Here is a 25,559-nt window from a genome sequence, read left to right as displayed (position 1 = left end):
ACATGAGAAATGTATACATGGATTATGCAGCAACTACATATGTTAAACCAGAAGTTTTAGAAGAAATGATGCCATTCTTTACTGAAAGGTACGGAAATCCATCATCTTTCTATGGAATTTCTAGAGAAACTAAAATGGCTATTGATAAAGCTAGAAGTAGAGTTGCTAATACTTTAAATTGTGATCCAAATGAGGTTTATTTTACTGGTGGCGGATCAGAAGCAGATAACTGGGCTATTAAAGGAATAGCATCAGCTCATAGAAAAAAGGGAAACCATATTATAACAACAAAAATTGAACACCATGCAGTACTTCACACATGTGAATACTTAGAGAAAAATGGATTTGAAGTGACTTATCTGAATGTAGACAAAGAAGGTTTTATTGACTTAGAAGAACTTAAAAATGCTATAACTGATAAGACAATATTAGTTTCAATTATGTTTGCAAATAACGAAATAGGAACTATTCAACCTGTTAAAGAAATAGGGGAAATTTGTAGAGAAAGAAAAGTTTTATTCCATACTGATGCAGTTCAAGCAATAGGAAATGTTCCAGTAGATGTTAAAGAAATGAATATTGATTTATTATCTTTAGCAGGACATAAAGTTTATGGACCAAAAGGAATAGGAGCACTTTATATAAGAAAAGGCGTTAGAATTGACAACTTAATTCATGGTGGTGGTCAAGAAAGAGCTAGAAGAGCTGGAACTGAAAATACAGCTTCTATAGTAGGGCTTGGAAAGGCAATTGAACTTGCTACTGAAAATTTAGAAGAACATAATAAGAAGATAACTAAACTTAGAGATAGATTAATTGAAGGTTTATTAAATGTACCACATACAAGATTAAATGGACCAGTAGGGGAAAAAAGATTACCAGGTAATGCTAATATTACTTTTGAATTTATAGAAGGTGAATCAATACTTCTATCATTAGACTTTGAAGGTGTATGCGCATCAAGTGGTAGTGCATGTACTTCAGGATCACTTGATCCATCTCACGTATTACTAGCAATAGGATTACCTCATGAGTTAGCTCATGGATCTCTAAGATTGACATTAGGTGATGGTTCAACAGATGAAGATGTAGATTATGTACTTGAAGTTGTTCCACCTATTATAGAAAGACTTAGAAATATGTCTCCATTATGGGAAGACTTTTTAAAGAAGGGAGAAAAATATTATGATGTACAGCGATAAGGTTATGGATCATTTTAGAAATCCAAGAAATGTAGGGGAAATTGAAGATGCAAATGGCGTAGGTGAAGTGGGAAACGCTAAATGCGGAGATATAATGAAGGTTTATTTAAAAATTGAAGACAATATAGTTAAAGATGTTAAATTCAAAACATTTGGATGTGGATCTGCTATTGCTTCATCATCAATGGCAACAGAATTAATAAAAGGAAAGACTGTAGAAGAAGCTTGGGAATTATCAAATAAAGCAGTAGCAGAAGCTTTAGATGGACTTCCACCTGTAAAGATGCATTGTTCTGTTTTAGCAGAAGAAGCTATACATAAGGCAATTAATGACTATAGAAAAAACACAGGTTTAGAGCTTTGGGATTTTGAAGAACATGATGATATACATGATCATGTTCATGGTCACGAATAGGAATTAATATGAAGAAAAAAGTAGTTGTAGGTATGAGTGGCGGAGTTGATAGCTCCGTTGCTGCATATCTTTTAAAAGAGCAAGGTTACGAAGTAATAGGCGTAACAATGAAACATTTTGATGATGAAGATGAAGACTATGTTGAAAGAGAAGGTGGATGTTGTTCTCTTTCTTCAGTAGAAGATGCAAGAAGAGTTGCCGATAAACTAGGAATACCTTTTTATGTTCTTAATTTTAAGGATTCATTTAAAGAAAAGGTAATAGATTATTTTGTACAAGAGTATATGGAAGGAAAAACACCTAATCCATGTATTGCTTGTAATAAACATATAAAGTTTGATGAATTTCTAAGAAGAGCAAAAGGGATTGGAGCTGATTATGTAGCTACAGGACATTATGCTAAAATAGAGAAAAAAGAAGATGGTAGATATCTTTTAATAAAAGCAGATGATGATAAAAAAGATCAGACATATGCTTTATATAACTTTACACAAGAACAATTAAGTCAAACATTAATGCCTTGTGGAGATTATACTAAGGATAAAATAAGAGAAATAGCTAAAGAGATTGGTCTTGCAGTTCACAATAAAAAAGATAGTGAAGAAATATGCTTTATACCTGATAATAATCATGGTAAATACATTTTAAATGCTAGACCAAATCAAGTGAGAGAAGGAAATTTTGTTGATAAAAATGGTAATATATTAGGTAAACATAAAGGTATAGTTTATTATACAATTGGCCAAAGAAAAGGCTTAGGTTTAGCATTAGGAACTCCTATTTTTGTTACTGATATAAACCCAAGAACTAATGAAGTTGTTATAGGGCCAGAAGAAGATGTGTTTAAAACTGATTTAGTTGCAAAGGATGTTAACTTTATTCCTTTTGATTCTCTTAATGAAGAAACAACTGTATTTGCTAAGGTTAGATATCAGGCAAAACCTTCTGAAGCAATAATATCACCACTTGCAGATGGAAAAGTTAAAGTTTCTTTTAAGGAAAAGCAAAGAGCTATAACTAAAGGACAATCAGTTGTATTTTATGATGGAAACGTCGTTGTTGGTGGCGGAATAATAGAAGAAATTATATAAATAAGAAAATTCTCATATGTATATATGAGAATTTTTTTTTATCTTTAGGAGATAATATAGTTATTCTATATAGAAGGGAGAAAGCTTATGTTAAAGAGTAAGGATTTCTATCTACTAAAAGTGTATGATATAAGGGGGAAGTACCTAGGTGTTGTAGATGACATATATATTAATTTTCATGAAGGTAAAATAGTTGGTTTTTTTGTTTCTAATTATCTTCTGTTTAGTAAGAAAAATTTTGTTAGAAGCGGTGATATTATTTCTTTAGAAGAAGTAATGATTGTAAAAGAATTAAATAAAAAAGAAGGATTATCTTTTAAGAGTATAAAAGATATGGATATTAAAGATAAAAATAATACAATGAGAGGGGTATTAGAAGATTTAATAATTGAAAAAAAAGATTTATCAATAAAAGGCATAGTTATGAGTTCGGGAATATTTGATAGGATGATAAAAGGTAAAGAAATATTGTTATTGAAAGATTGTTTATTAGGTGAAGACTTTATCTTATATTATGGAAGTGATGAGGTTAGGCTTCAAAGTATACCTCGTAAAAGAAAAACATGTTGATATATAAGAAATATAAAAAGATTATAAATTCAATTTTAATAATCCTATCAATTGTTTTAATTTTAATTTTGTATATAAAAATTAAGACAATAAACAGTATAGTAAATATTATTTTTATAGGATTTATATTGGCCTATGCTTTAAAACCTCTAAGAGATACTATAAGTGAGAAGTTTAAATTAAGCAAAAGGATTTCGTCAATTTCTATAATACTAACTATATTATTTGGTTTAATATTACTTTCATATATAGTTATCCCTTCAATGTTAAGAGAAAGCTCTAATATTGGATATATACTAGATAATATTGATGAATATGTTAAGAATATTGTAGATAAATTGAATTTAAATGATATATCCTTTTTAAAATCAATATATAATCAAATGAGTGAAGAAATAAATATGTTTTTTAGTAAAGCTACTGATAATTTTTTGGAAAACTTAATGGTTTGTTTTGAAAGTATGATTTCTTTTGCTATTGTACCAATAGTAACATATTATTTCCTAGTTGATGGTGATCTTATTTATAATAAGCTTTTATTAATATTACCAACAGAAAAGAGGATAATTGCTAAAAAGGTTATTAGTCATATAGATAAAGTTTTGTCAAGATATATAATAAGTCAATTATTATTATCATTAATTATAGGAGTACTAACATTTATTGTTCTACTTATAATAAATGTTAAATTTGCATTAATACTTGGTATATTTAATGGTGTCTTGAATATAGTACCTTATTTTGGGCCAATAATAGGTGGAGTTCCTGCTATATTTGTAGCACTTTTGGAATCGCCCAATAAAGCTTTATGGACACTTTTAGCAATATTTTTGATACAACAAATTGAAGGAAATATATTATCTCCTAAAATAACAGGAGATAGTACTAATATGCATCCTATAATAATTATAATTTTATTGTTGGTAGGAGAAAAATTAGGTGGGCTCATAGGGATGATAGTGGCAGTTCCAATAGGAGTTATAGTTAAAGTAATATATGATGATATCAATGATTATTTGTTTTAATAAAATAATTGACATATTTTAATAAATAAACTATAATTTCATTGAAATATAAGAAAAATTAATATTTAGCGTTGAAGAGAATGAGTAAATATACACTATGTATTTAGAGAAGAAGTGGTTGGTGAAAACTTCTTACATAATATATTGAAGCTATCTTGGAGCTATATTATCTAAGTGATGTATTGTTAATACATAATTAGGGTGGTACCGCGGAATTTATGTTTTCGTCCCTTTTTTATAGGGATGGAAACTTTTTTTATTATAAAATACTGTAAAGTAAAAAATGGAGGTAATATATATGAAGTTCATGGGAACAAACGAGCTTAGAGAAGCTTATTTAAGATTTTTTGAATCAAAAGATCACTTAAGATTAGAGAGTTTTCCTCTAGTCCCTAAAAATGATAAATCTTTATTATTAATAAATGCAGGTATGGCACCTCTTAAGCCATATTTCACTGGCTTACAAGAGCCACCAAGAAAAAGAATAACTACTTGCCAAAAGTGCATAAGAACAGGAGATATAGAAAATGTAGGTAAGACTTCAAGACATGGTACATTCTTTGAAATGCTTGGGAACTTCTCATTTGGAGATTATTTTAAAGAAGAAATTATTCCTTGGGCTTGGGAGTTCATAACTGAAACTCTTCAAATTCCAAAAGATAAATTATACGTAACAATATATTTAGAAGATGATGAAGCTTATGATATTTGGTGTAAAAAGACAAATGTAGATCCAAATAGGATATTTAGATTAGGAAAAGATGATAACTTCTGGGAAATAGGTGTTGGCCCATGTGGACCATGTACAGAAATTCATTATGATAGAGGCGAGGGTGTAATTACAAATGTAGATGACTTTGTAAAAGCAAGTGATGAAGATAGAGTAGTTGAGTTTTGGAATCTTGTATTTACTCAATTTGATAAGGACGAAGAAGGAAATTACAATAAATTAGCAAATCCTAATATAGACACAGGAATGGGACTTGAAAGAATTGCAACTATAATGCAAGGTGTAGATAATATATTTGAAATAGATACAGTTAAAAATATTTTAAATAAAGTATCAGAGCTTTCAGGAGTAAAATATGGGGAAGATAAGCTTAAAGACATTTCTTTAAGAATAATAACAGATCATGTTAAATCTGTAACTATGCTAATTTCTGATGGTGTTCAACCAAGTAATGAAGGTAGAGGATATGTATTAAGAAGACTTTTAAGAAGAGCAGCTAGACATGGAAGATTACTTGGTATAAAGGGATTATTCTTAGCTGAAATAGTTCAATCAGTAGTTGAAAACTATAGTGGTGCGTATCCAATGCTTATAGAAAATAAAGAATATATAGAAAGAATAGTTTTACTAGAAGAAGAAAGATTTAATGAAACAATAGATTCAGGAATGAACATATTAAATGACTATATAGAAGATATGGAATCTTCTAATGAAAAAACTTTAAAGGGTGAAAAAGCATTTAAACTATATGATACTTATGGATTCCCTATAGAGTTAACAGAAGAAATCTTAGAAGAAAAAGGCATGAATGTTGATCACGAAGCATTTAGAAAAGAAATGGATGAGCAAAGACAAAGAGCAAGAAGTGCAAGAGGGGAATCATCATATATGGGAAGCGATGAAAGCCCAATTAATAAGATAGAAGCTTCAATAAATACTGAGTTTATTGGATATAGCAATGTTGAAGTAGATTCTAAAATTCTTGTTTTAGCTAATGATAATGAGTTTGTAGATGAATTGTCAAAAGGTGAAAAGGGATATATAGTTACTGAAAAAACACCTTTTTATGCTGAAATGGGTGGTCAAGTAGGTGACAAAGGTATTATAAAAACTTCTTCTGGAGAAGCTTGTGTCTATGATACTAAGAAAAATGTTGGTGGAAAAACTATTCATTATGTTAAAGTTTTAGATGGAACAATAAAGATAAATGAAGTGGCAAATCTAAAGATAGATGTTTTAAGAAGAAATAATATAACTAAGAATCATACTGCTACACATATGCTACATGAGGCGTTAAAACAAGTTGTAGGTAAGCATGTAAATCAAGCAGGTTCATATGTTGATGATGAAAGATTAAGATTTGACTTTGCTCACTTTCAAGGGTTAACAGAAGATGAAATAGAAAAGGTAGAAGAGTTAGTTAACAAAAAGATAATGGAAGTATTTAATGTTAATACAAATCTTATGACTTTAGATGAAGCAAGAGAATCAGGTGCAATGGCTTTATTTGATGATAAATATGGAGATAAGGTTAGAGTTGTAAGTGTTGGAGAATTCTCAAAGGAACTTTGTGGAGGTACTCACGTTAATAACTCAGGAGAAATTGGATTATTTAAAATAATAAATGAAGCAGGTGTTGCTGCTGGAATAAGAAGAATAGAAGCAGTGTCAGGATTAAATGCTATAAAATATATGGAAGAAAAGCAAAGACTCCTAAAAGAAGCATGTAGTGCTTTAAAATGTAGTGAAAAAGATGTATTAAAGAAGATAGCTTCACAAGGTGTTGAAATTAAAGAAAAAGAAAAAGAAATTTTAGAGCTTAAGAGTAAGTTAACAAGCGGTGTTGAAGATGATATTTTAGCCTCAGTTAAAGAAGTAAATGGTGTAAAAGTAGTAGCTTATGGTGTAGAAGGAATAGATGGAAATGCATTAAGAGACTTAGGAGATAAAATGAGAAATAAACTTTCAAGTGGAGTTGTTGTCTTATTAAGTAATGTAGGTGGAAAAGTTAATGTGGTTTCTATGGCTACTAAGGATGTTTTAGAAAAAGGTATTCATTGTGGAAAGATAATTAAAGAGGTTGCTGCAGTAGTAGGCGGAGGCGGCGGTGGAAGACCGGATATGGCTCAAGCTGGCGGTAAGAATCCAGAAAATATCAAATCTGCAATTGAAAAAACATACGTAGTAGTAGAATCTTTAATAAAATAATCTTTAGTAAAATAGTGTACTTTTATAATTATATGGTTTATAATATAATTAAATTAAGTAAACCCGTGAATAGAATTTTTAAAATAAGAGATAATATTATTAGGGATACTGTTAAACTAAATATAAGTAAGGGGGTGAGCTGCAAATAGCAGCAGTTGTATGAATAATAACTTAGATCAAACAATGCAATTTAATTTAAACATCAACAAAGAGGATTTAACAAAGTCAATATTGACAGATGTTTACAATGCGTTACAGGAGAAAGGTTATAATCCGATAAATCAGTTAGTTGGATATCTTATTTCAGGGGACCCTTCTTACATCACAAGCTACAACGGAGCAAGAGCTTTACTAAGAAAACTTGAAAGAGATGAAATTCTTGAGGAAGTTATAAAATCTTATTTAGAAATAAAATAAAGAGTGCCCGTTAAATCGGGCACTCTTTAATGTTTAAGGAGATAAATATGAGAATACTAGGTTTAGATGTTGGATCTAAAACTATAGGTGTTGCAATAAGTGATCCTTTAGGTTGGACTGCACAGGGAATTACTACTATAAGAAGGACTAAAAGAGAGCAGGATATAGAAGAAATCAAAAAAATATGTAAAGAATATTCTGTTGAAACTATAGTAATAGGTTTACCTAAAAATATGAATGGGACTATAGGGGAATCAGGAGAAAGAGTACTAGAACTTTCAGAGATAATAAAAGAAGCTACAGGTATAAAAATTGAGATGTGGGATGAAAGACTTACTACTGTAGCTGCTCATAAGGCGATGCTTGAAGCGGACTTATCAAGGGGAAAAAGAAAGAAAATAGTTGATAAAATAGCAGCTACTTATATACTACAAGGATATTTAGATAGGCTTAGTATGAAATAATTAATTCATTTCCAATTGAAAATTATTATTGACAACCATTAAGGTAAAAATTACAATTATAAAAAAAGGAGAGAAAATTTATGGATAAGGATTTAAAACAATTAGAATTATATGATGAAGATGGAAAATTAGTAAAGTTAAATGTTGTTGCATTTTTTGATATGGTAAATCCAGATACAGAAGAAAAAAGTGAATATGTTATAGTTTATGATGATGATTATACTGAAGATGATATATTTGCTTTAAAGGTAGGAGTAGATGAAGACGGAGATGATCTATTAATACCTATAGATGACGAAGTTGAATTAGCAGCCGTTCAAGAAGCTTATGATACTATTTTTGCTGATGAAGAATAAAATCTAACTAAGAAAAAAGGAAAGGGGTGTTGTTTGTGGAACAATCAAATAGTATAGATTTTAATGTTTTAAAAGAAGATTTAAAACAAAAAGGGTATAAATTGACGCCTCAAAGAAGAGCTATAGTTGACACTATTATAGATAAAGAAGGAGAACATTTAACTGCAGAAGAAATTTATGATGAAGTTAAAAAGAGTTGTCCTGAGATTGGTTTAGCTACAGTATATAGAACTATAATTTTGTTAGAAGAATTAGGTGTAATCTGTAAGCTGGATTTAAATGATGGTTGTAGTAGATATGAATTAGTTCGTAAAGATGAGGGGCATAGACACCATCACTTAGTTTGTAATGAATGCAAAAGCGTTATTGAGGTTCAGGATGATTTATTAGATGAACTTGAAGAAGAAGTTGAAAGATCATATGGTTTTAAAATTGTAGACCATAGTGTTAAATTCTTTGGTGTTTGTAGAAAATGCCAAAGCAAAATGGATAACAATAAATAAGATAAATAAGGGAAATCCTCTCTATGGAGATGACAACCTTTGTAATACATATTTTAGGAAGAAGGAGGGGACATATTGAAAAACGAGAAGGCAAAAGTTAAGATTATTCCTTTAGGTGGGATAAATGAAATAGGTAAAAATATAACTGCAATAGAATATAAAAATGATATAGTAGTTATAGATTGCGGCTTGAAATTCCCAGATGAAGATATGTTCGGTATTGACTTAGTAATACCAGATATTAGTTATTTATTAAAAAATAAAGATAAGATAAGAGGGATATTTTTAACTCATGGGCACGAGGACCATATAGGTGCATTACCTTATGTTTTAAAACAATTAGATGTACCTGTATATGGAACAAAATTAACTCTTGGAATTGTTGAAACTAAGCTTAAGGAGCACGGATTATTAAGTTCAACAGAATTAATAAGAGTTAAACCAAGAGATGTAATTAAATTAAACTCAGTTTCAGTAGAGTTTATAAAAACAAATCATTCTATTGCAGATTCAGTTGCAATAGCAATACACACTCCACTTGGGGTAGTTTTACACACAGGAGATTTTAAAATTGACTACACTCCTATAGATGGAGAACCAATGGATTTTGCAAGATTTGCTGAAATTGGTAAAAGAGGTGTGTTAGCAATGATGGCTGATTCAACAAATGTTGAAAAGCCAGGATACACTATGTCTGAAAAAGTAGTAGGTGAAAGTTTTGCAAGATTATTTTCGAAAGCAAAAGGTAGAATTATCGTTGCAACATTTGCATCTAATGTACACAGAATACAACAAATAATTGATGCAGCAAGTATGCATGGAAGAAAAGTTGCAGTATCAGGAAGAAGTATGGAAAATATAGTAGCTGTAGCTGCGGAACTTGGATATTTAGAATTTGAAAAAGATATTTTGGTCAGCATAGATCAAATCAACAAGTACACAAATGACAAAGTAGTAATTATAACTACAGGTAGTCAAGGTGAACCGATGTCAGCACTTGCAAGAATGGCAAGTTCAGAGCATAGAAAGGTTAACATTGTAGAAGGTGATACTGTAATAATCTCTGCAACGCCAATTCCTGGAAATGAAAAATTGGTTTCTAAGGTTATAAATCAATTATTCCAAAAGGGTGCTGAAGTTATATATAAATCATTAGCAGAAATTCATGTATCTGGGCATGCATGTCAAGAAGAATTGAAGTTAATGCAATGTTTAGTAAAACCTAAGTTCTTTATACCGGTTCATGGTGAATATAGACACTTAAAGCAACATGGTGAGCTAGCAATATCTCTAGGTATGCCAGAACAAAATGTTATAATTCCTGAAAATGGTGGAGTTATAGAAGTTAATAGAAGTAGTATTAGAAGAAATGGATCTGTAAATTCAGGTCAAGTCTTTGTTGATGGATTGGGTGTTGGAGATGTTGGAAATATTGTTTTAAGAGATAGAAAACATTTATCTCAAGATGGTATTTTAACTGTTGTAGTAACTTTATCAAAAGAGAACAATTCAGTTATTGCAGGACCTGATATAATATCTAGAGGATTTGTTTATGTTAGAGAATCTGAGGGATTAATGGACGAGGCTAAAGAAATAGTTAAGGATGCTTTAAGACAGTGTGAAGAAAATAATATAACTGATTGGGCAAGCTTAAAGTCTAAAGTAAGAGATGAACTAAGAGGATATCTATATGAAAAGACAAAAAGAAAACCTATGATATTACCAATAATAATGGAAATATAATCTGTAAGGTTGACATTTTGCAATAATAATCTTAGAATGGAATATAGTCTAAGATATAAATTTTAAAAAAAATTGGATACAGGTGTATCCAATTTTATTTTGGGAAAAATAAGTTATAGGTTTACATTAAAAATATACTGGAGGAAATTAAATGAATTTAATAAGTAGAGATGATATAAGAAATATAGCTATAATAGCTCACGTTGACCATGGTAAGACTACACTTGTAGATGCTTTATTAAAAGAGAGTCACGTTTTTAGAAACAATGAAAAAGTAGAAGAAAGAGTAATGGATTCAAATGATTTAGAAAAAGAAAGAGGGATTACAATTCTTTCTAAAAATACAGCTATTATGTACAATGGGGTTAAAATAAATGTAGTAGATACTCCAGGGCATGCTGACTTCGGTGGAGAAGTTGAACGTGTACTTAAGATGGTAGACTCTGTTTTATTAGTAGTTGATTCTTACGAAGGCCCAATGCCTCAAACTAAGTTTGTTTTAAAGAAGGCATTAGAACTTGGATTACAACCTATAGTTGTTATAAATAAGATAGACAAACCAAATGCAAGACCAGAAGAAGTAATTGATGAAGTATTTGAATTATTCCTAGAGCTTGGAGCAGATGATGAACAATTAGATTTCCAAATAATCTATGCATCTGCAAGAGAAGGATTTGCAAGATATAATGTTGAGGATACAAATACTGATATGGTTCCATTATTTGAAACTATATTAGAAAATGTAGAACCTCCAAAGGGATATATAGATGGACCTTTCCAAATGCTTGTAACTACATTAGATACAAATGAATATGTAGGAAGAATAGCTATTGGTAAAATACATAGAGGAACCGTTAAAAAGAATCAACAAGTTGCTTTAGTAAGAAAAGACGGTAGTACAACAAATTATAGGGTTTCAAGTATATTTACATATAACGGATTAAATAGAGAAGATGCTCAAGAAGCTTCACTTGGAGATATAATTGCATTAAGTGGTATTCCTGATTGTAATATAGGGGAAACTATAGCAGATGCCCAAGAACCTGAAGCTCTACCATTTGTTGAAATAGATGAACCTACATTAAGTATGAACTTTATGGTTAATGATTCTCCTTTTGCAGGTAGAGAAGGTGAATTTGTTACATCAAGACATTTAAGAGATAGATTATTAAAAGAATTAGAAACAAACGTAAGTTTAAAAGTTAATGAAGTATCTTCAGATTGCTTCGAAGTTTCAGGAAGAGGGGAACTACACTTATCTATTCTTATTGAAACAATGAGAAGAGAAGGTTATGAATTCCAGGTTTCAAAAGCCAATGTTATCTTTAAAGAAGAAAATGGTAAAAAGTTAGAACCTATGGAGTACTTAACTATAGACGTTCCAGAAGAATTTATGGGACCTGTTATGGAAAAATTAGGACCAAGAAAAGCTGAAATGGTAAATATGACTTCAGCAGTAAATGGTTATACAAGATTAGAGTTTGTTGTTCCAGCAAGAGGTTTAATTGGATTTAGAAGTGAATTCATGACTGATACAAAAGGTAATGGTATAATGAACCATGTATTCCATGGATATGATAAATATAAAGGAGAAATTCCAGGAAGAAGTAGAGGATCAATATGTTCATTTGAAGATGGTGATGCAATAACATATGGCCTATTTAATGCACAAGAAAGAGGAACATTATTTATTGGAGCTGGAATTCCTGTATATCAAGGAATGATAGTTGGTGAATGTTCAAGAGCAGAAGATATAGATATAAACGTATGTAAAGGTAAAAAGTTAACTAATACTAGAGCATCAGGATCAGATGATGCACTTAAGCTAACACCACCAAGACCAATGTCATTAGAACAATGTCTTGAATTTATTAATGCAGATGAATTAGTTGAAGTTACACCTGAAAATATAAGAATGAGAAAAAGAGTATTAGATGCAGCTGAAAGAAGAAGAATATCAAGTAGAAGTAAAAAATAATAAATGAAATAAAATCTCTTTATAAGTATAAAAAAAAGTATTATAATAAAGTAAATAGCCATAATAGGCTATTTACTTTATATGTAGGGGGTTTTTATGAGAAAATTTAAATCCAAAACAATTCCCATAATAATAATTTTAATACTAATTATAAGTTTGTTTGTTTTATTTAAAAGAGTAATAAATAAACCATTAAACACTTCAGAAGACATAGTTATCAATGTACAAGAAGGGGATAGTTTTTATAGTATAATAAATACTTTAGCAAAAGAAAAAAAAATTAAAAGTCTGCCGCTTATTAAATTGTTTGTTAAGGTTTCAGGAAAAAACATAGATGTGAAACCAGGTGAATATGTGTTACAAAAAGATTTAAGTGTTAATGAATTAATAAATAAATTAACTAATGAATCGTCACTAAATATAGTGAAGTTTACAGTTCCTGAAGGATATACAATAGATGACATAAGTGAGGAAATGGAAAGACAAGGAATATGTAGTAAAGAGGATTTTATTAAAGCTATAAAAGAATATGAGTTGCCGTCATTTGTAAAAATAAATAGTGAAAAAAGATATAATTTAGAAGGATATTTATTTCCAGATACATATTTAATAAAAGTTGGAGAAACACCTAAAGAAATAATTACAAAAATGGTTTCAAGATTTAAAGAAATTCTTAATAAAGCAATGGAAGAAACAAATACAAATATTGAGGATGAAGATATTGAAACTGTAATAACAATTGCATCAATGATTGAGAAAGAAGCAATAGTTCATTCTGAAAGGCCTATGATTGCATCTGTAATAATCAATAGACTAAATATTGATATGATGTTACAGATAGATGCAACTGTAATATATGCATTAGGTGAACATGTAGATACAGTATTATATAGTCATTTAGAAACAAATTCTCCATATAATACATATAAAAATTATGGATTACCTGTAGGACCAATCTCTAATCCAGGTTTAGAATCAATAAAAGCTGCACTAAAACCTGATGAAACAGATTATTTATTTTATGTTTTACAAAATGATAAAACCCATTACTTTACTAATAACTATGAAGATTTTATGAAAAAACAAGATGAACTTGGATATTAAGATAAAAACTTAATGTTATAAATTATAGCCGCTATTCGGAGGAGTAATATGAGTGGAATAACCCATGATTATATGGAAGAATATATAAGAAGTTTAATACCTGAAGCTTGTGATAAATACAGAGATTTAGAGGATTTTGCTAAGGAAAATAAGGTTCCAATAGCACAAAAAGAAACAGCTAAATTTCTAGAATTTATGGTTAGTATGAAAAAACCTTTAAGGATTTTAGAACTTGGAACAGCTATAGGATATTCAGCGATATTAATGTACGAAGCTTCAGGTACGAAACCAACTATTACTACTATAGAACGTGATGAAAATATGATAAGATATGCTAGAGAAAATTTAAAAAAGTATAATCTCGAAGGGAAAATAGAGATTAAAGAAGGAGATTGTCTAGAAATTTTAGAGGATTTAAAAGAACCATATGATTTAATATTTATGGATGCTGGCAAAGGTCACTACAATCATTTTTTACCACATTGTTTAAGATTGTTAAAAGATGATGGAATTATAGTAGCAGATAATGTTTTGTTTAGAGGCATGGTTGCATCTAATGAATTAGTAAAAAGACGAAAAATTACAATAGTAAAAAGAATGAGAGAATACTTAGAATTAGTATCTAATGATAAAAATTTAATAACTTCTGTAATACCAATGGGGGATGGAATTGCAGTGACTAAAAGGAGGTAAAAATATGATAAAACCAGAAATTTTAGCACCAGCAGGGAGCCTAGAAAAATTAAAAATTGCAATAGACTTTGGAGCAGACGCAGTATATATAGGTGGAGGAAGGCTTAATTTAAGAGCTTTTTCAGATAACTTCACAAACGAAGAAATGGCAGAAGGTGTAAAATACTGTCATGATAGAGGGAAAAAATTATATGTAACTATGAATGTATTTCCAAGAAACCATGACTTAAAAGGTGTAGAAGAATACATTAAAGGATTATATGATTTAGGTATAGATGCAATTATAGCTGCAGATCCATCAATAGTAATGGCAGCTAAAATAGCAGCACCAGATTTAGAAATACATTTAAGTACTCAAGCTAATACAGTTAACTGGATGGCAACTAAGTTTTGGTATGAACAAGGTGTTAAGAGAGTAGTTTTAGCTAGAGAATTAACTTTAAATGAAATTAATGTAATAAAAGCAAATATACCAGAGGATTGCGAATTAGAAGTATTCATACATGGTTCAATGTGTATTGCATATTCAGGTAGATGTCTTATTTCAAATTATATGTTAGGCAGAGATGCTAACAAGGGAATATGTTCAAATGCATGCAGATATAAGTATTATTTAGTTGAAGAAACTAGACCAGGCGAATATTATCCAGTTGTAGAAGATGATAATGGTACATATATAATGAATTCAAAAGATTTATGTATGATAAAGCATATACCAGAACTTATTAAGAGCGGGATTCATTCATTAAAAATAGAAGGAAGAATGAAGAGTGAATTTTATGTAGCTTCAGTTGTTAAAGCATATAGAGAAGCTGTTGATTCATATATGGCAAATCCTGAAGGCTATGAATTTAAGCAAGAATGGATGGATACATTATTAAAAATAAGTCATAGACAATATCATACAGGTTTCTTCTTTGGCAAGACTGGAGAACAAAATTATGATGTGTCATCTTATGTTAGAGATTATGATATAGTAGGTATTGTTCAAAGTTATGATCCTGAAACTAAAGAAGCAACTATCCTTCAAAAAAATAGAGTTTTTGAAGGAGATGAAGTTGAAGTTTTAAGAGCTCATACACCTAATTTCAATGTAAAACTTGAAGAAATGTTTGATGTGGAGAAAGATGTTAAAACTAATGTTGCGAATAGAGCACATATGATATTTAAAGCTAAAGTTGAGACTCCATTAAAAGAAAAAGATATGTTAATTAAAGGTAAGAAAGTTTTAGAGCTATAGACATAAGAAGGAGGAACTATAATGAAAAAGCCAATCTTAATTGGAATAACTGGGGGAACAGGATCTGGTAAAAGTAGCATTGCAGATGCCATATATTCAAGTTTTTCTAATGAATGTATAGTAATGATACAACAAGATATGTATTATAAAGATCAAAGTCATTTATCTATGGAAGAAAGGGTAAAAACAAATTATGATCATCCAAGGGCATTTGATAATGATTTGCTAATTAAACATTTAAGCGATTTAATGAATGGAATTGCTATCGATAAGCCTATTTATGATTTTTCAAATCATAATAGAGCTAAAGAAACAGTAAGGATAGAGCCTAAAGATATCATAATCGTTGAAGGTATATTGGTATTAGAAGATGAAAGACTTAGAGAGCTGTTAGATATAAAGGTATATGTTGATACTGATGCTGATATAAGAATCCTTAGAAGATTAGTTAGAGATATTAATGAAAGAGGAAGAACTGTAGATTCAGTTATTAGTCAATATTTAGATGTTGTTAGACCTATGCATATGCAATTTACAGAACCAACAAAAAGATACGCAGATATTATAGTTCCAGAAGGTGGACAGAATAAAGTTGCAATTGATATACTTGTGACTAAAATAAAAGATATAATAAAATAGAAAAAAATGTATAGAAAACACCTCTAAAGGCTAGAATTAAGCCTAGGGAGGTGTTTTTTTAATAATGAATAAAAATAGAGTGAATTTAAAAAGAGTTATAATAATAATGGGGAGTTACTTAATAATTATATCTTTATTGATTGTAAGATTATACTTTCTTCAGATACATCCATCATCCAATGTTTCGGGACAAATGCAAAATTACCAATCAGAAAATCTATCTCAGATGAAATATAGAATTTTCGATACTAATGGAAAGGACATGATGGATTATAATAAAAAATATATAGTAATATTAGATACTAAGCCTTTTATGCTTAATAACTATGAAGAGACATTAGAAGATTTAATGGCCTTAAATTTTATCATGAAATCTGAAGAGCCTGATTTTAACTATTCAGATGTTATGAAAAATGATGGTAAAATATACTATAATGTTAGTGAGGAAACTTTTAATAAAGTAAATAAATTAAAGAATATAAAAGGAATATATACCTATACATATGATGAAGTTGATACTAAAGAAGCTTGGAAGACAAGTAATTTTTTAGCTAATATATCTGATGAAAATGTTATTGAAGGATCACTAGAATACGATTTAAATTCTTATATAAAAAATAATACTTATCCAGAAGCTAAATTTTATTTAGATGAAAAAGCTATTTATGGAGATGGGGAGCTAACTTTAGAAAATAATAATAATATTAAACTAACTGTAGATGAAACTTGGGAAGATAAAGTTAGGGAAGTACTTAAAAAAGAGGATTATGCATTTTTAAAAAATGTTGGCGTAGTAGTATCTGATGTTGAAACAGGGAAGATAAAAGCTATGGTTCAGAAGGATGAAACTCAAGCTAATGTAGATTTAGGAATAGAGCAATTAGGCTATGAACCAGGGTCAATATTTAAAGTAATAACAGAAACCATTGCATTAGATAAAGGTATTATAAGTCCAACAGATGTTTTTTCTTGTACTGGTGAGATTTGTAGCAAGAATGGCAAACCTTATGGTCATGGCGATTTATCAGTAGAGGATGCACTAAAAGTATCATGTAATGATATTTTTGCAAAAGTAGGGGCAAAAGTTGGCTATGATGAAATGATGACTTACTTAGAAAAGATGGGATTATTTAAACCAGTTTTAAACTTAAAAGGTGAAAATAGAAATGAAGCTTCAGGAGTAAAGCCTACTTTAGAAAATAGTATGAATAATATTTCAATAGGTCAAACTATAATGGTTACTCCAGTACAAATGGCTGGATTATATAATACAGTAGTTAATGATGGAGTTTATATAAAGCCTACTATAGTTGAGTCAATAGTAGATGATAATGATAATATTGTAAAAGAATTTAAAGAAGAGCAGGTAAGGGTATTCAGTCAAACTGCTGCAAGACTAGCTCAGGAAACTATGTCTAAAGTAATTTGGGAAGGTTCAGGGTTTGAAGCTAAGGTAGAAGGTGTTAATATTGGAGGTAAAACTGGTACATCAACAGGTAATGGTGGTACTAATCATGGGTGGTTTGCTGGATATTTTGAAATGGATGGCAAAAAGTATACTATAGTGGTTATTGCCCCTAATATCGGAGAAAAACATCCAGATGGAAGAGAACTTGGAGGAGGAAATACTGGAGCTCCTATATTTAGAGATATAGTTACATCATTAACTAAGAAATAAGAAGCTTAATTTTAATAAAAAAATATAAAATTATTATAAATAATAAAACTGTTATAAAATCTGTGTTGATTTTATAACAGTTTTTATTTTATGAGATAATATGATTTTATAAGTTGTATTATATATGGATATAAAAAATTAATAATAATGAAAAATGACTCATATAACAATATAAAAAAATATTCCAACTTTATTTTAAGAAACACAAGCAATATTTTCGGATTTCATCATATTATATAATAAGCACTACGAGGAGGAAGTTCTGTGTTTTTTTTATCTAATATTATAGAGCTGTTATGTAATTCTGTATTTTTAACAGGATATATTTCAGGCAATAATACATTTCCAAAACCACTTGATGAAGAAGAAGAAGAGCAATATTTAAAACTTTTAAAAAATGGGGACAAAGAAGCAAAAAGTATATTAATAGAAAGAAATCTTAGATTAGTAGCACATATAGTAAAAAAATATAATTTCCCAAATAAAGACATTGACGAACTAATATCTATAGGAACTGTTGGGCTTATAAAGGCAATAGATTCATTTGATGCATCAAAAGGAACTAGATTAGCGACTTATGCATCAAGATGTATAGAAAATGAAATATTAATGCTTTTTAGAAATAATAAAAAACAAAAAAATGAAGTTTATTTACAGGATCCTATTGGAGTTGATAAAGAAGGAAATGAAATTTGCTTAATTGATGTCTTAAGTAGTGAAAAAGATTCTGTTTTAGAAAAAGTTGAAAGTAACCTTCAAATTAAGCAATTATATAATAAAATATGTGTTTCATTAAGCGAAAGAGAAGGAGAAATTGTGAAAATGAGGTATGGTCTTATTGATGGTAGGTGCAGAACCCAAAGGGAAATAGCAGCATTATTAGGAATATCAAGATCATATGTTTCAAGAATTGAGAAGAAAGCTTTAAAGAAATTGAAAAAAGAATTATCAACAAAATAGTGTTATAAACACATATATCCTATGTTGAAATATTATGTAATATAAAGAAGGAATATGAAAAGTTTTATCGAATAAATTAAAGTAGACATAGTCTAGCAACATGGAGGATATAGAATTATGTATGTGTTGAATGATTTATTAAATGAGACAATAGAAAAGGGTGCATCAGATTTGCACTTGACAGTTGGGTTACCTCCAACTATAAGAGTTAATGGAAGTTTGATCAAATTAGGAACTGAAAAACTAATGCCAAGTGCATTAAGGGATTTTTCAAAAGAAATTTTAGGAGAAAATTTTGAGTTATATAATAAAACTGGTGAAATGGATACATCGTATTCTATTTCTGGAACAGGAAGGTTTAGAGTAAATATATTTAAACAAAGAAACAGTGATGCTATTGCTATTAGAGTAATTGCATTAAAAATACCTAGTTTAGATGAATTAAAGCATCCTAAAGTGATAAAGGATATAATTCAAAAGCAAAGAGGATTAGTATTAGTTACTGGGCCAACAGGAAGTGGCAAAAGTACAACATTAGCAGCCATGATAAATGAAATAAACAATACAAGAGAGGCCCATATTATAACATTAGAGGATCCAATAGAATACCTTCATAAGCATAATAATTGCATTATAAATCAAAGAGAAATAGGAAAAGATAGCAAAAGTTATCAAAGTGCACTAAGAGCTATTTTAAGAGAAGATCCAGATGTTATACTTGTAGGGGAGATGAGAGACCTAGAAACTATTTCAATTGCAATAACTGCAGCAGAGACAGGTCATTTAGTATTCTCCACACTACATACAATAGGAGCTGCTAAAACTATTGATAGAATTATAGATGTTTTTCCACCGCATCAACAGCAACAAATAAGAGTACAATTAGCAGCGGTATTACAAGGTGTTGTATCTCAGCAATTAGTACCAGTTGAAGATAATAAAGGAAGGGTTGCGGCCTTAGAGGTAATGACTACAACACCGGGTATTCAAAATTTGATTAGAGAAGGTAAAACACATCAAATAGAATCAGCAATTCAAACAGGTGGAAAATATGGAATGAAAACTATGGATATGGCGTTAGCAGAATTATATAAAAAGGGAATCATAAGTGGAGAAACTGCATTAACATATTCAGTTGATAGAGATACTATAAAAAGAATAATGATGTTATAAAACAGAGTTTATACTCTGTTTTTTTTATTAAATTTATAAAATAGTATAACTTATTAGAGGAAATTTAGAATCTTTGTTGAATATAAGATTATAAATATTTTTTTATATATTTTAAATGTATTTAACAATAGATAATAAGAAAAGCTTATTATACATGGATAAAGGGAGTGTTATTAAAAGAAGTACGGATGATTTCTTTAAAAATAATCATAATATTAACGAAAAGGTTGAGTTATTTCACTGTAGATGATAAAATATAATTGAATTTTATTAAATTTAATTATAAAAATTATGGTTATATTTATAAAAGTAAATAAAATTTACATTGATTTCTAAATTTTAATAGTAATTAAAAAGAATATAAGTAAAAAATACAAGTGAAAGTCCAAGAATATACATTTATTGTCTTTAAATAACAAAATCTTTCTTATTTAGGATATTAAAGTATTGTTAAAAAGGTACAGTATGATGTAAAATTAATATACGAAGATATATTATTATTGAATTTGAGATTAGTAAATGAATGAAGAGAAGAAACAAAGTAGAAAAATTACTAGTAGATATTTTCTAAAGGAGGAATTATTTTGTTAGATTTCGAAGTAGATATGCAAGAGTTAACCAACATTAAGGTAATTGGTTGCGGAGGCGGTGGAGGAAATGCCGTTAATAGAATGATTGCTGAAGGGCTAAAAAACGTTGAGTTTATTGCCGTTAATACAGATAAACAAGCTTTAATGCTATCTCATGCTAATGTTAAAATCCAAATTGGAGAAAAGTTAACAAAGGGGCTAGGAGCTGGTGCTAATCCTGAAATAGGAAAAAAAGCAGCAGAAGAAAGTAGAGAAGAAATAGCTGAAGCTATAAAGGGAGCAAACATGGTATTTATAACTGCTGGTATGGGCGGTGGAACAGGTACTGGTGCAGCTCCTGTAGTTGCAGAAATAGCTAAGTCTATGAGCATACTAACTGTAGGTGTAGTTACTAAGCCATTTCCTTTTGAAGGTAAAAGAAGAATGAGACATGCGGAAATGGGGATTGAAAACCTTATGAAGGCTGTTGATACTTTAGTTATTATACCAAATGAGAAATTACTAAGTATGGCTGATAAGAAGACAACTTTATTAGACTCATTTAAATTAGCAGATGAGGTATTAAGACAAGGGGTACAAGCTATATCTGACCTTATAACTATTCCAGGGGTAGTTAATGCTGACTTTGCAGACATAGAAACTGTTATGTTAAATAAAGGGCTTGCTCATATGGGAGTCGGTCATGGAACTGGAGATACTAAAGCACAAGATGCTGTAAGACAAGCTATTTCATCTCCATTACTTGAAACATCAATAGATGGAGCAACAGGAGTTATTATTAACTTTACAGGTGGAGTAGACCTTGGAGCTATAGAAGTATATGAAGCAGCTGATATCGTTAGAGAAGCGGCTGATCCAGATGCAAATATAATATTTGGAGCTGTTATAGATGAAACACTGTCTGATGAAATTAGAATAACAGTTATAGCTACAGGATTTGAGGAAGATAACAATAAAATATTACATCATGAACCGGTATTTGAGAAGAAAGTAGTTAAAGAGCAACCAATTAAACAGGAAGTTGAAATATCCGAGCCTACAAAAAGAGTAGATCCTCTTTTAGATATTGAAACTGACAGTGTAAATATACCAAGCTTTTTAAGATCAAGAAAATAGTTAATTAAAAAGACTAAGAAAGTCATACTTTCTTAGTCTTTTTTGTTTTTAATGCGCATTAACAATTATAGTACTTCTTTGTTTTTTTTATTATAATAATCAAATAACTGTAGTTATATGTAATAAATAAGAGATGAAAATATATTTTGCGAAGAGTTTTTATGACAAAATTTTAAAGAGTAACAGTTTATAATTTAAGTACGAGGGGGGAGATGTATATGGTAGTTTACATAGATATACTTATAATAGAAAATTTTATTGTAAATCTATTTTTATTATTAATTACTATGAAGGTGTCTAGGTATAAATATAATAAAACTATTTATTTTGCAGCTGTAATTGGATCGCTTTATACGATAGTATTATTCTTTGAAAATAGTATTTTAACATCTTTACCATTTAAACTTTTAGTAGTCTTAATAATGGTCACAATTTCAAATAAAAGTTTTAAAATACTTAGTATTATAAAAGCTTCAATAACATTTTTAATTATGTCATTTACACTAGCTGGATTTTGTTTTAGTTTTTCGTTGATGGACAACCAGTACAGTATCTTTGATTCTTTTAAAATAAGTAATTATTCTATGAAGTATTTATTAATATCAATAATGATACTATACATAGTTATAGTTAGGGTAGTAGATTACTTAAGGGAAAGAGCTGTAATTAATAATTTTATATATGAAATTGAAATATCTGATGAAAAAAACACATTATTTATTAAAGGATTATTAGATACTGGAAATGCTTTAAGAGAGCCTGTTACTAATTTGCCTTGTATTATAATAGAAAATGATTTTTTAAATGGATTTGAGATACAAAAGGATGAAGAATTTTACATTCCTTATAGCACTATTGGAGAGGAAGGAAATTTAAAGGGGTTCAAAAGTGAAAAAGTAAGAATTCGTGGAGAAGATAAAGAATGGAGAACTATAGAAGCTATAATTTGTAGCTGTAAAAATAAATTAAGTAAGGAAAATGAATTTAACGCATTATTATCAAGAGGAGTAATATAGGTGAGAATATGATGAATTTAAGAGTATTAATAAATAGAATTTTACAAAGACTTAAAATTTTTAAGAATGAAGTCCATTACGTGGGAGGAAATGATGCACTTCCACCACCTTTAAAAAAGGAGGAAGAAGAAGAACTTGTAGAGAAACTTATACATGGTGATGAATCTATAAGGGATATATTAATTGAAAGAAACTTAAGATTAGTAGTATATATAGCAAGAAAATTTGAAAACACAGGAGTATGCGTAGAGGATTTAATTTCTGTAGGAACTATTGGATTAATAAAGGCGGTTAATACTTTTAATCCAGAGAAAAAGATAAAATTAGCTACGTACGCTTCTAGATGTATAGAAAATGAAATTTTAATGTATTTAAGAAGAAATAGTAAAGTAAAAGCAGAAATATCTTTTTATGAGCCATTAAATATTGATTGGGATGGTAATGAACTTTTATTATCAGATATTTTAGGAACTGAAAATGATATTGTTTATAATTTGATTGAAGATGAGGTTGATAGACAGTTATTATTTTTAGCATTAAAGCATTTAAATGATAGGGAAAAAGAAATAGTTAAGCTAAGATTTGGTTTAAATGGTACTAGAGAAAAGACTCAAAAAGAGGTTGCAGATATGCTTGGAATATCTCAATCATATATTTCAAGGTTAGAAAAGAAAATAATAAATCGATTGAAAAAAGAAATCAATAAAATGATATAGGTTGTCTTTAGTATAAAATTAATCACTCTCGGGGATAATTTTTAATGCAGTATGTTATTACTTCCGAAGGGGTTGATGAGCTTGATTATTAATAAAGTAGAAATATGTGGAGTAAATACTTCAAAACTACCTATATTAAAAGAAAAAGAAAAAAGAGAGTTACTTTTAAAAATGAGAGATGGAGATAAGGGTGCTAGAGAAACTTTTATTAAAGGTAATTTAAGATTGGTTTTAAGTGTTATACAAAGATTTAATAATAGAGGTGAAAATGTTGATGACTTATTCCAAGTGGGCTGTATAGGGCTAATGAAGGCAATAGATAATTTTGATTTAGGTCAAAATGTTAAATTTTCAACTTATGCAGTACCAATGATAATAGGGGAAATAAGGAGATATTTAAGAGATAATAACTCAATAAGGGTTAGTAGATCACTAAGAGATATAGCTTATAAAGCTTTATTAGTAAGAGATAAACTAATAAAGGAAAATAACAAAGAACCTACTGTTTCACAAATAGCTAAAGAACTTAATTTACCAAGAGAAGAAGTAGTATTTGCATTAGATGCTATACAAGATCCAGTATCTCTATTTGAGCCTATATATCATGATGGTGGAGACGCCATTTATGTTATGGATCAAATAAGTGACTCAAAAAACAGTGATGAAAATTGGCTTGAAAATATATCTATAAAAGAGGCAATGAAAAAGTTAAATGATAGGGAAAAGCTTATATTAACATTAAGGTTTTTTAATGGAAGAACTCAAATGGAAGTTGCTGACGAAATAGGAATATCTCAAGCTCAAGTTTCAAGATTGGAGAAAACTGCATTAAAGCATATGAGAAAGTATGTATAGAGCTCTTTTAATAGAGCTCTTTTAAAATAATAAAAGATGTACATGCTATTAATTTTGTATTGAATAAATTAAATCTTAAGAACATAAGAATATTTATTATAGGCGATTATTTAAAGGGGGATTTTTTATGGGATTATTTGATAATATTAAAACTGAAAATGAAATGTATTCTGAAGTAGAAGAAGATGATTTATTACTACATTCTTTAAATGCATTAAGAACTATGGAAGTCATAGATATTAAAACAGGATCGAAAATGGGATATATAAAAGATTTTGTTATTAATATAGAAGAAAGTAAGGTTATATCAATAATATTACCAGGAACCGCGAAGGGCTGGTTTAGTAAGGAAGAAGATTTAGAAATACCATGGAGTAAGGTTAAAAAAGCAGGAGTAGAAGTTATATTAGTTGATAGTTCTGATATAGAAGGATTTAATTTATAAAATAATATCTAGTAAAATTCTAAAAAAATCTGTATAATCTATATATACTTAAGACAATACTTAGGAAAGGCGTGAATAAAATGAGATGTCCTTTTTGCTCCTTTGAAGAGAGTAAGGTAGTAGATTCTAGATCTACAGATGATAATACTACTATTAGAAGAAGAAGAGAATGTTTGAACTGCAACAAAAGATATACTACATATGAAAAGGTTGAAGATATTCCGATATTAGTTGTTAAGAGAGATTTGACAAGAGAAAATTTTAATAAAGAAAAGATAATTAATGGTCTAATTATAGCTTGTCAAAAAAGACCAATATCAAGAAAACAAATAGAAGAGTTAGCAGAAGACGTTGAAAAGGCTATTTCAAATAAAATGATAACAGAAGTTAATTCTAAAATCATTGGAGAAATGGTAATGGAGAGGCTTAAAAATTTAGATGAAATATCATATGTTAGATTTGCTTCCGTTTATAGACAATTTAAAGATATAAATACTTTTTTAGAAGAAATTAAAAATTTGGTATCTAATGAATAAAAAGTTAACTTAAAGTAGAAATTTTCTATTTTAAGTTAACTTTTTTTATGTAAAAAACAAGGTTAAAAGTAAGTTAAAACATGATTAATAAAGTAA

The 25,559-nt window shown here is 29.1% G+C and carries 25 protein-coding genes and 1 other annotated feature; all 25 genes read left to right on the top strand.

The window, feature by feature from the left end:
- Positions 1-2 precede the first annotated feature (2 nt).
- Positions 3-1,202 (top strand): cysteine desulfurase NifS, encoded by a 1,200-nt coding sequence (nifS, locus tag I2E83_RS01665; protein WP_195263691.1) that lies wholly within the window; start codon positions 3-5, stop codon positions 1,200-1,202.
- Positions 1,186-1,617 carry a Fe-S cluster assembly scaffold protein NifU gene (nifU, locus tag I2E83_RS01660; protein ID WP_008678265.1) on the top strand — a complete coding sequence of 144 codons (432 nt, stop codon included), beginning with the start codon at positions 1,186-1,188 and terminating at the stop codon, positions 1,615-1,617. The genes nifS and nifU overlap by 17 nt, the downstream gene beginning before the upstream one ends.
- A gap of 2 nt (positions 1,618-1,619) precedes the next feature.
- Positions 1,620-2,708, top strand: a complete 1,089-nt coding sequence (gene mnmA, locus I2E83_RS01655; protein ID WP_195263703.1) for a tRNA 2-thiouridine(34) synthase MnmA — start codon at positions 1,620-1,622, stop codon at positions 2,706-2,708.
- Between the two features lie 87 nt (positions 2,709-2,795).
- On the top strand, positions 2,796-3,278 hold the full coding sequence (locus I2E83_RS01650) for a PRC-barrel domain-containing protein (protein ID WP_195263690.1): 483 nt from the start codon (positions 2,796-2,798) through the stop codon (positions 3,276-3,278).
- Positions 3,272-4,303 carry an AI-2E family transporter gene (locus I2E83_RS01645; protein WP_195263689.1) on the top strand — a complete coding sequence of 344 codons (1,032 nt, stop codon included), beginning with the start codon at positions 3,272-3,274 and terminating at the stop codon, positions 4,301-4,303. Before I2E83_RS01650 ends, I2E83_RS01645 begins: the two co-directional genes overlap by 7 nt.
- A 62-nt stretch (positions 4,304-4,365) precedes the next feature.
- Positions 4,366-4,538: a binding site (T-box leader), on the top strand.
- A gap of 63 nt (positions 4,539-4,601) precedes the next feature.
- Positions 4,602-7,241, top strand: a complete 2,640-nt coding sequence (gene alaS / locus I2E83_RS01640) for an alanine--tRNA ligase (RefSeq protein WP_195428319.1) — start codon at positions 4,602-4,604, stop codon at positions 7,239-7,241.
- Between the two features lie 159 nt (positions 7,242-7,400).
- A complete protein-coding gene (locus I2E83_RS01635) occupies positions 7,401-7,658 on the top strand; it encodes an IreB family regulatory phosphoprotein (protein ID WP_008678270.1) in 258 nt (85 codons plus the stop codon).
- A 47-nt stretch (positions 7,659-7,705) separates the two neighbouring features.
- Complete coding sequence (ruvX, locus tag I2E83_RS01630; protein WP_195263687.1) at positions 7,706-8,122, top strand: Holliday junction resolvase RuvX; 417 nt, start codon at positions 7,706-7,708, stop codon at positions 8,120-8,122.
- Positions 8,123-8,202: 80 nt separating this feature from the next.
- A complete protein-coding gene (locus tag I2E83_RS01625) occupies positions 8,203-8,478 on the top strand; it encodes a DUF1292 domain-containing protein (RefSeq protein WP_195263686.1) in 276 nt (91 codons plus the stop codon).
- Positions 8,479-8,513: 35 nt separating this feature from the next.
- On the top strand, positions 8,514-8,981 hold the full coding sequence (locus I2E83_RS01620) for a Fur family transcriptional regulator (RefSeq protein ID WP_195263685.1): 468 nt from the start codon (positions 8,514-8,516) through the stop codon (positions 8,979-8,981).
- Positions 8,982-9,056: 75 nt separating this feature from the next.
- Entirely contained in the window at positions 9,057-10,724 is a 1,668-nt protein-coding gene (locus tag I2E83_RS01615; RefSeq protein WP_195263684.1) for a ribonuclease J, read from the top strand.
- Positions 10,725-10,875: 151 nt separating this feature from the next.
- Positions 10,876-12,702, top strand: a complete 1,827-nt coding sequence (typA, locus tag I2E83_RS01610; RefSeq protein WP_195263683.1) for a translational GTPase TypA — start codon at positions 10,876-10,878, stop codon at positions 12,700-12,702.
- Between the two features lie 96 nt (positions 12,703-12,798).
- Positions 12,799-13,806 (top strand): endolytic transglycosylase MltG, encoded by a 1,008-nt coding sequence (gene mltG / locus I2E83_RS01605; RefSeq protein ID WP_195428318.1) that lies wholly within the window; start codon positions 12,799-12,801, stop codon positions 13,804-13,806.
- 48 nt (positions 13,807-13,854) lie between these two features.
- On the top strand, positions 13,855-14,499 hold the full coding sequence (locus I2E83_RS01600) for an O-methyltransferase (RefSeq protein ID WP_195428317.1): 645 nt from the start codon (positions 13,855-13,857) through the stop codon (positions 14,497-14,499).
- Positions 14,500-14,503: 4 nt separating this feature from the next.
- Positions 14,504-15,739 (top strand): U32 family peptidase, encoded by a 1,236-nt coding sequence (locus I2E83_RS01595; protein ID WP_195263680.1) that lies wholly within the window; start codon positions 14,504-14,506, stop codon positions 15,737-15,739.
- A gap of 21 nt (positions 15,740-15,760) precedes the next feature.
- Positions 15,761-16,378, top strand: coding sequence for a uridine kinase (gene udk / locus I2E83_RS01590; protein WP_195263679.1), 618 nt, complete (start codon positions 15,761-15,763; stop codon positions 16,376-16,378).
- A gap of 64 nt (positions 16,379-16,442) precedes the next feature.
- Complete coding sequence (locus tag I2E83_RS01585) at positions 16,443-18,056, top strand: penicillin-binding transpeptidase domain-containing protein (RefSeq protein ID WP_195263678.1); 1,614 nt, start codon at positions 16,443-16,445, stop codon at positions 18,054-18,056.
- Positions 18,057-18,320: 264 nt separating this feature from the next.
- Positions 18,321-19,016 (top strand): RNA polymerase sporulation sigma factor SigK, encoded by a 696-nt coding sequence (gene sigK, locus I2E83_RS01580; RefSeq protein ID WP_008678288.1) that lies wholly within the window; start codon positions 18,321-18,323, stop codon positions 19,014-19,016.
- A gap of 117 nt (positions 19,017-19,133) precedes the next feature.
- Positions 19,134-20,189 carry a type IV pilus twitching motility protein PilT gene (locus tag I2E83_RS01575; RefSeq protein WP_195263677.1) on the top strand — a complete coding sequence of 352 codons (1,056 nt, stop codon included), beginning with the start codon at positions 19,134-19,136 and terminating at the stop codon, positions 20,187-20,189.
- Between the two features lie 584 nt (positions 20,190-20,773).
- The gene (gene ftsZ / locus I2E83_RS01570; protein WP_195263676.1) at positions 20,774-21,895 is read left to right on the top strand and encodes a cell division protein FtsZ; all 1,122 of its coding nucleotides are present in this window, start codon (positions 20,774-20,776) and stop codon (positions 21,893-21,895) included.
- A gap of 218 nt (positions 21,896-22,113) precedes the next feature.
- The gene (gene spoIIGA, locus I2E83_RS01565) at positions 22,114-22,911 is read left to right on the top strand and encodes a sigma-E processing peptidase SpoIIGA (protein WP_195263675.1); all 798 of its coding nucleotides are present in this window, start codon (positions 22,114-22,116) and stop codon (positions 22,909-22,911) included.
- A gap of 8 nt (positions 22,912-22,919) precedes the next feature.
- A complete protein-coding gene (gene sigE / locus I2E83_RS01560) occupies positions 22,920-23,627 on the top strand; it encodes an RNA polymerase sporulation sigma factor SigE (RefSeq protein ID WP_195263674.1) in 708 nt (235 codons plus the stop codon).
- 81 nt (positions 23,628-23,708) lie between these two features.
- On the top strand, positions 23,709-24,482 hold the full coding sequence (sigG, locus tag I2E83_RS01555; protein WP_195263673.1) for an RNA polymerase sporulation sigma factor SigG: 774 nt from the start codon (positions 23,709-23,711) through the stop codon (positions 24,480-24,482).
- 127 nt (positions 24,483-24,609) lie between these two features.
- On the top strand, positions 24,610-24,927 hold the full coding sequence (locus tag I2E83_RS01550) for a YlmC/YmxH family sporulation protein (RefSeq protein ID WP_195263672.1): 318 nt from the start codon (positions 24,610-24,612) through the stop codon (positions 24,925-24,927).
- Positions 24,928-25,007: 80 nt separating this feature from the next.
- On the top strand, positions 25,008-25,463 hold the full coding sequence (nrdR, locus tag I2E83_RS01545) for a transcriptional regulator NrdR (protein ID WP_195263671.1): 456 nt from the start codon (positions 25,008-25,010) through the stop codon (positions 25,461-25,463).
- Positions 25,464-25,559: the final 96 nt, after the last annotated feature.

Source organism: Clostridium sp. D46t1_190503_E9 (assembly GCF_015555225.1).
Taxonomy (GTDB): domain Bacteria; phylum Bacillota; class Clostridia; order Clostridiales; family Clostridiaceae; genus Clostridium.
The sequence above is the reverse complement of the archived record's forward strand: the minus strand, read 5'-3'. Positions and strand labels throughout refer to the sequence as shown.

Excerpts from the sequence above, each read along its gene's own strand:
- nifS (WP_195263691.1), top strand. The coding sequence starts at position 3 with ATGAGAAATGTATACATGGATTATGCAGCAACTACATATGTTAAACCA.
- nifU (WP_008678265.1), top strand. The coding sequence starts at position 1,186 with ATGATGTACAGCGATAAGGTTATGGATCATTTTAGAAATCCAAGAAAT.
- I2E83_RS01650 (WP_195263690.1), top strand. The coding sequence starts at position 2,796 with ATGTTAAAGAGTAAGGATTTCTATCTACTAAAAGTGTATGATATAAGG.
- I2E83_RS01645 (WP_195263689.1), top strand. The coding sequence starts at position 3,272 with ATGTTGATATATAAGAAATATAAAAAGATTATAAATTCAATTTTAATA.
- alaS (WP_195428319.1), top strand. The coding sequence starts at position 4,602 with ATGAAGTTCATGGGAACAAACGAGCTTAGAGAAGCTTATTTAAGATTT.
- I2E83_RS01635 (WP_008678270.1), top strand. The coding sequence starts at position 7,401 with ATGAATAATAACTTAGATCAAACAATGCAATTTAATTTAAACATCAAC.
- ruvX (WP_195263687.1), top strand. The coding sequence starts at position 7,706 with ATGAGAATACTAGGTTTAGATGTTGGATCTAAAACTATAGGTGTTGCA.
- I2E83_RS01625 (WP_195263686.1), top strand. The coding sequence starts at position 8,203 with ATGGATAAGGATTTAAAACAATTAGAATTATATGATGAAGATGGAAAA.
- typA (WP_195263683.1), top strand. The coding sequence starts at position 10,876 with ATGAATTTAATAAGTAGAGATGATATAAGAAATATAGCTATAATAGCT.
- mltG (WP_195428318.1), top strand. The coding sequence starts at position 12,799 with ATGAGAAAATTTAAATCCAAAACAATTCCCATAATAATAATTTTAATA.
- I2E83_RS01600 (WP_195428317.1), top strand. The coding sequence starts at position 13,855 with ATGAGTGGAATAACCCATGATTATATGGAAGAATATATAAGAAGTTTA.
- I2E83_RS01595 (WP_195263680.1), top strand. The coding sequence starts at position 14,504 with ATGATAAAACCAGAAATTTTAGCACCAGCAGGGAGCCTAGAAAAATTA.
- udk (WP_195263679.1), top strand. The coding sequence starts at position 15,761 with ATGAAAAAGCCAATCTTAATTGGAATAACTGGGGGAACAGGATCTGGT.
- I2E83_RS01585 (WP_195263678.1), top strand. The coding sequence starts at position 16,443 with ATGAATAAAAATAGAGTGAATTTAAAAAGAGTTATAATAATAATGGGG.
- I2E83_RS01575 (WP_195263677.1), top strand. The coding sequence starts at position 19,134 with ATGTATGTGTTGAATGATTTATTAAATGAGACAATAGAAAAGGGTGCA.
- spoIIGA (WP_195263675.1), top strand. The coding sequence starts at position 22,114 with ATGGTAGTTTACATAGATATACTTATAATAGAAAATTTTATTGTAAAT.
- sigE (WP_195263674.1), top strand. The coding sequence starts at position 22,920 with ATGATGAATTTAAGAGTATTAATAAATAGAATTTTACAAAGACTTAAA.
- I2E83_RS01550 (WP_195263672.1), top strand. The coding sequence starts at position 24,610 with ATGGGATTATTTGATAATATTAAAACTGAAAATGAAATGTATTCTGAA.
- nrdR (WP_195263671.1), top strand. The coding sequence starts at position 25,008 with ATGAGATGTCCTTTTTGCTCCTTTGAAGAGAGTAAGGTAGTAGATTCT.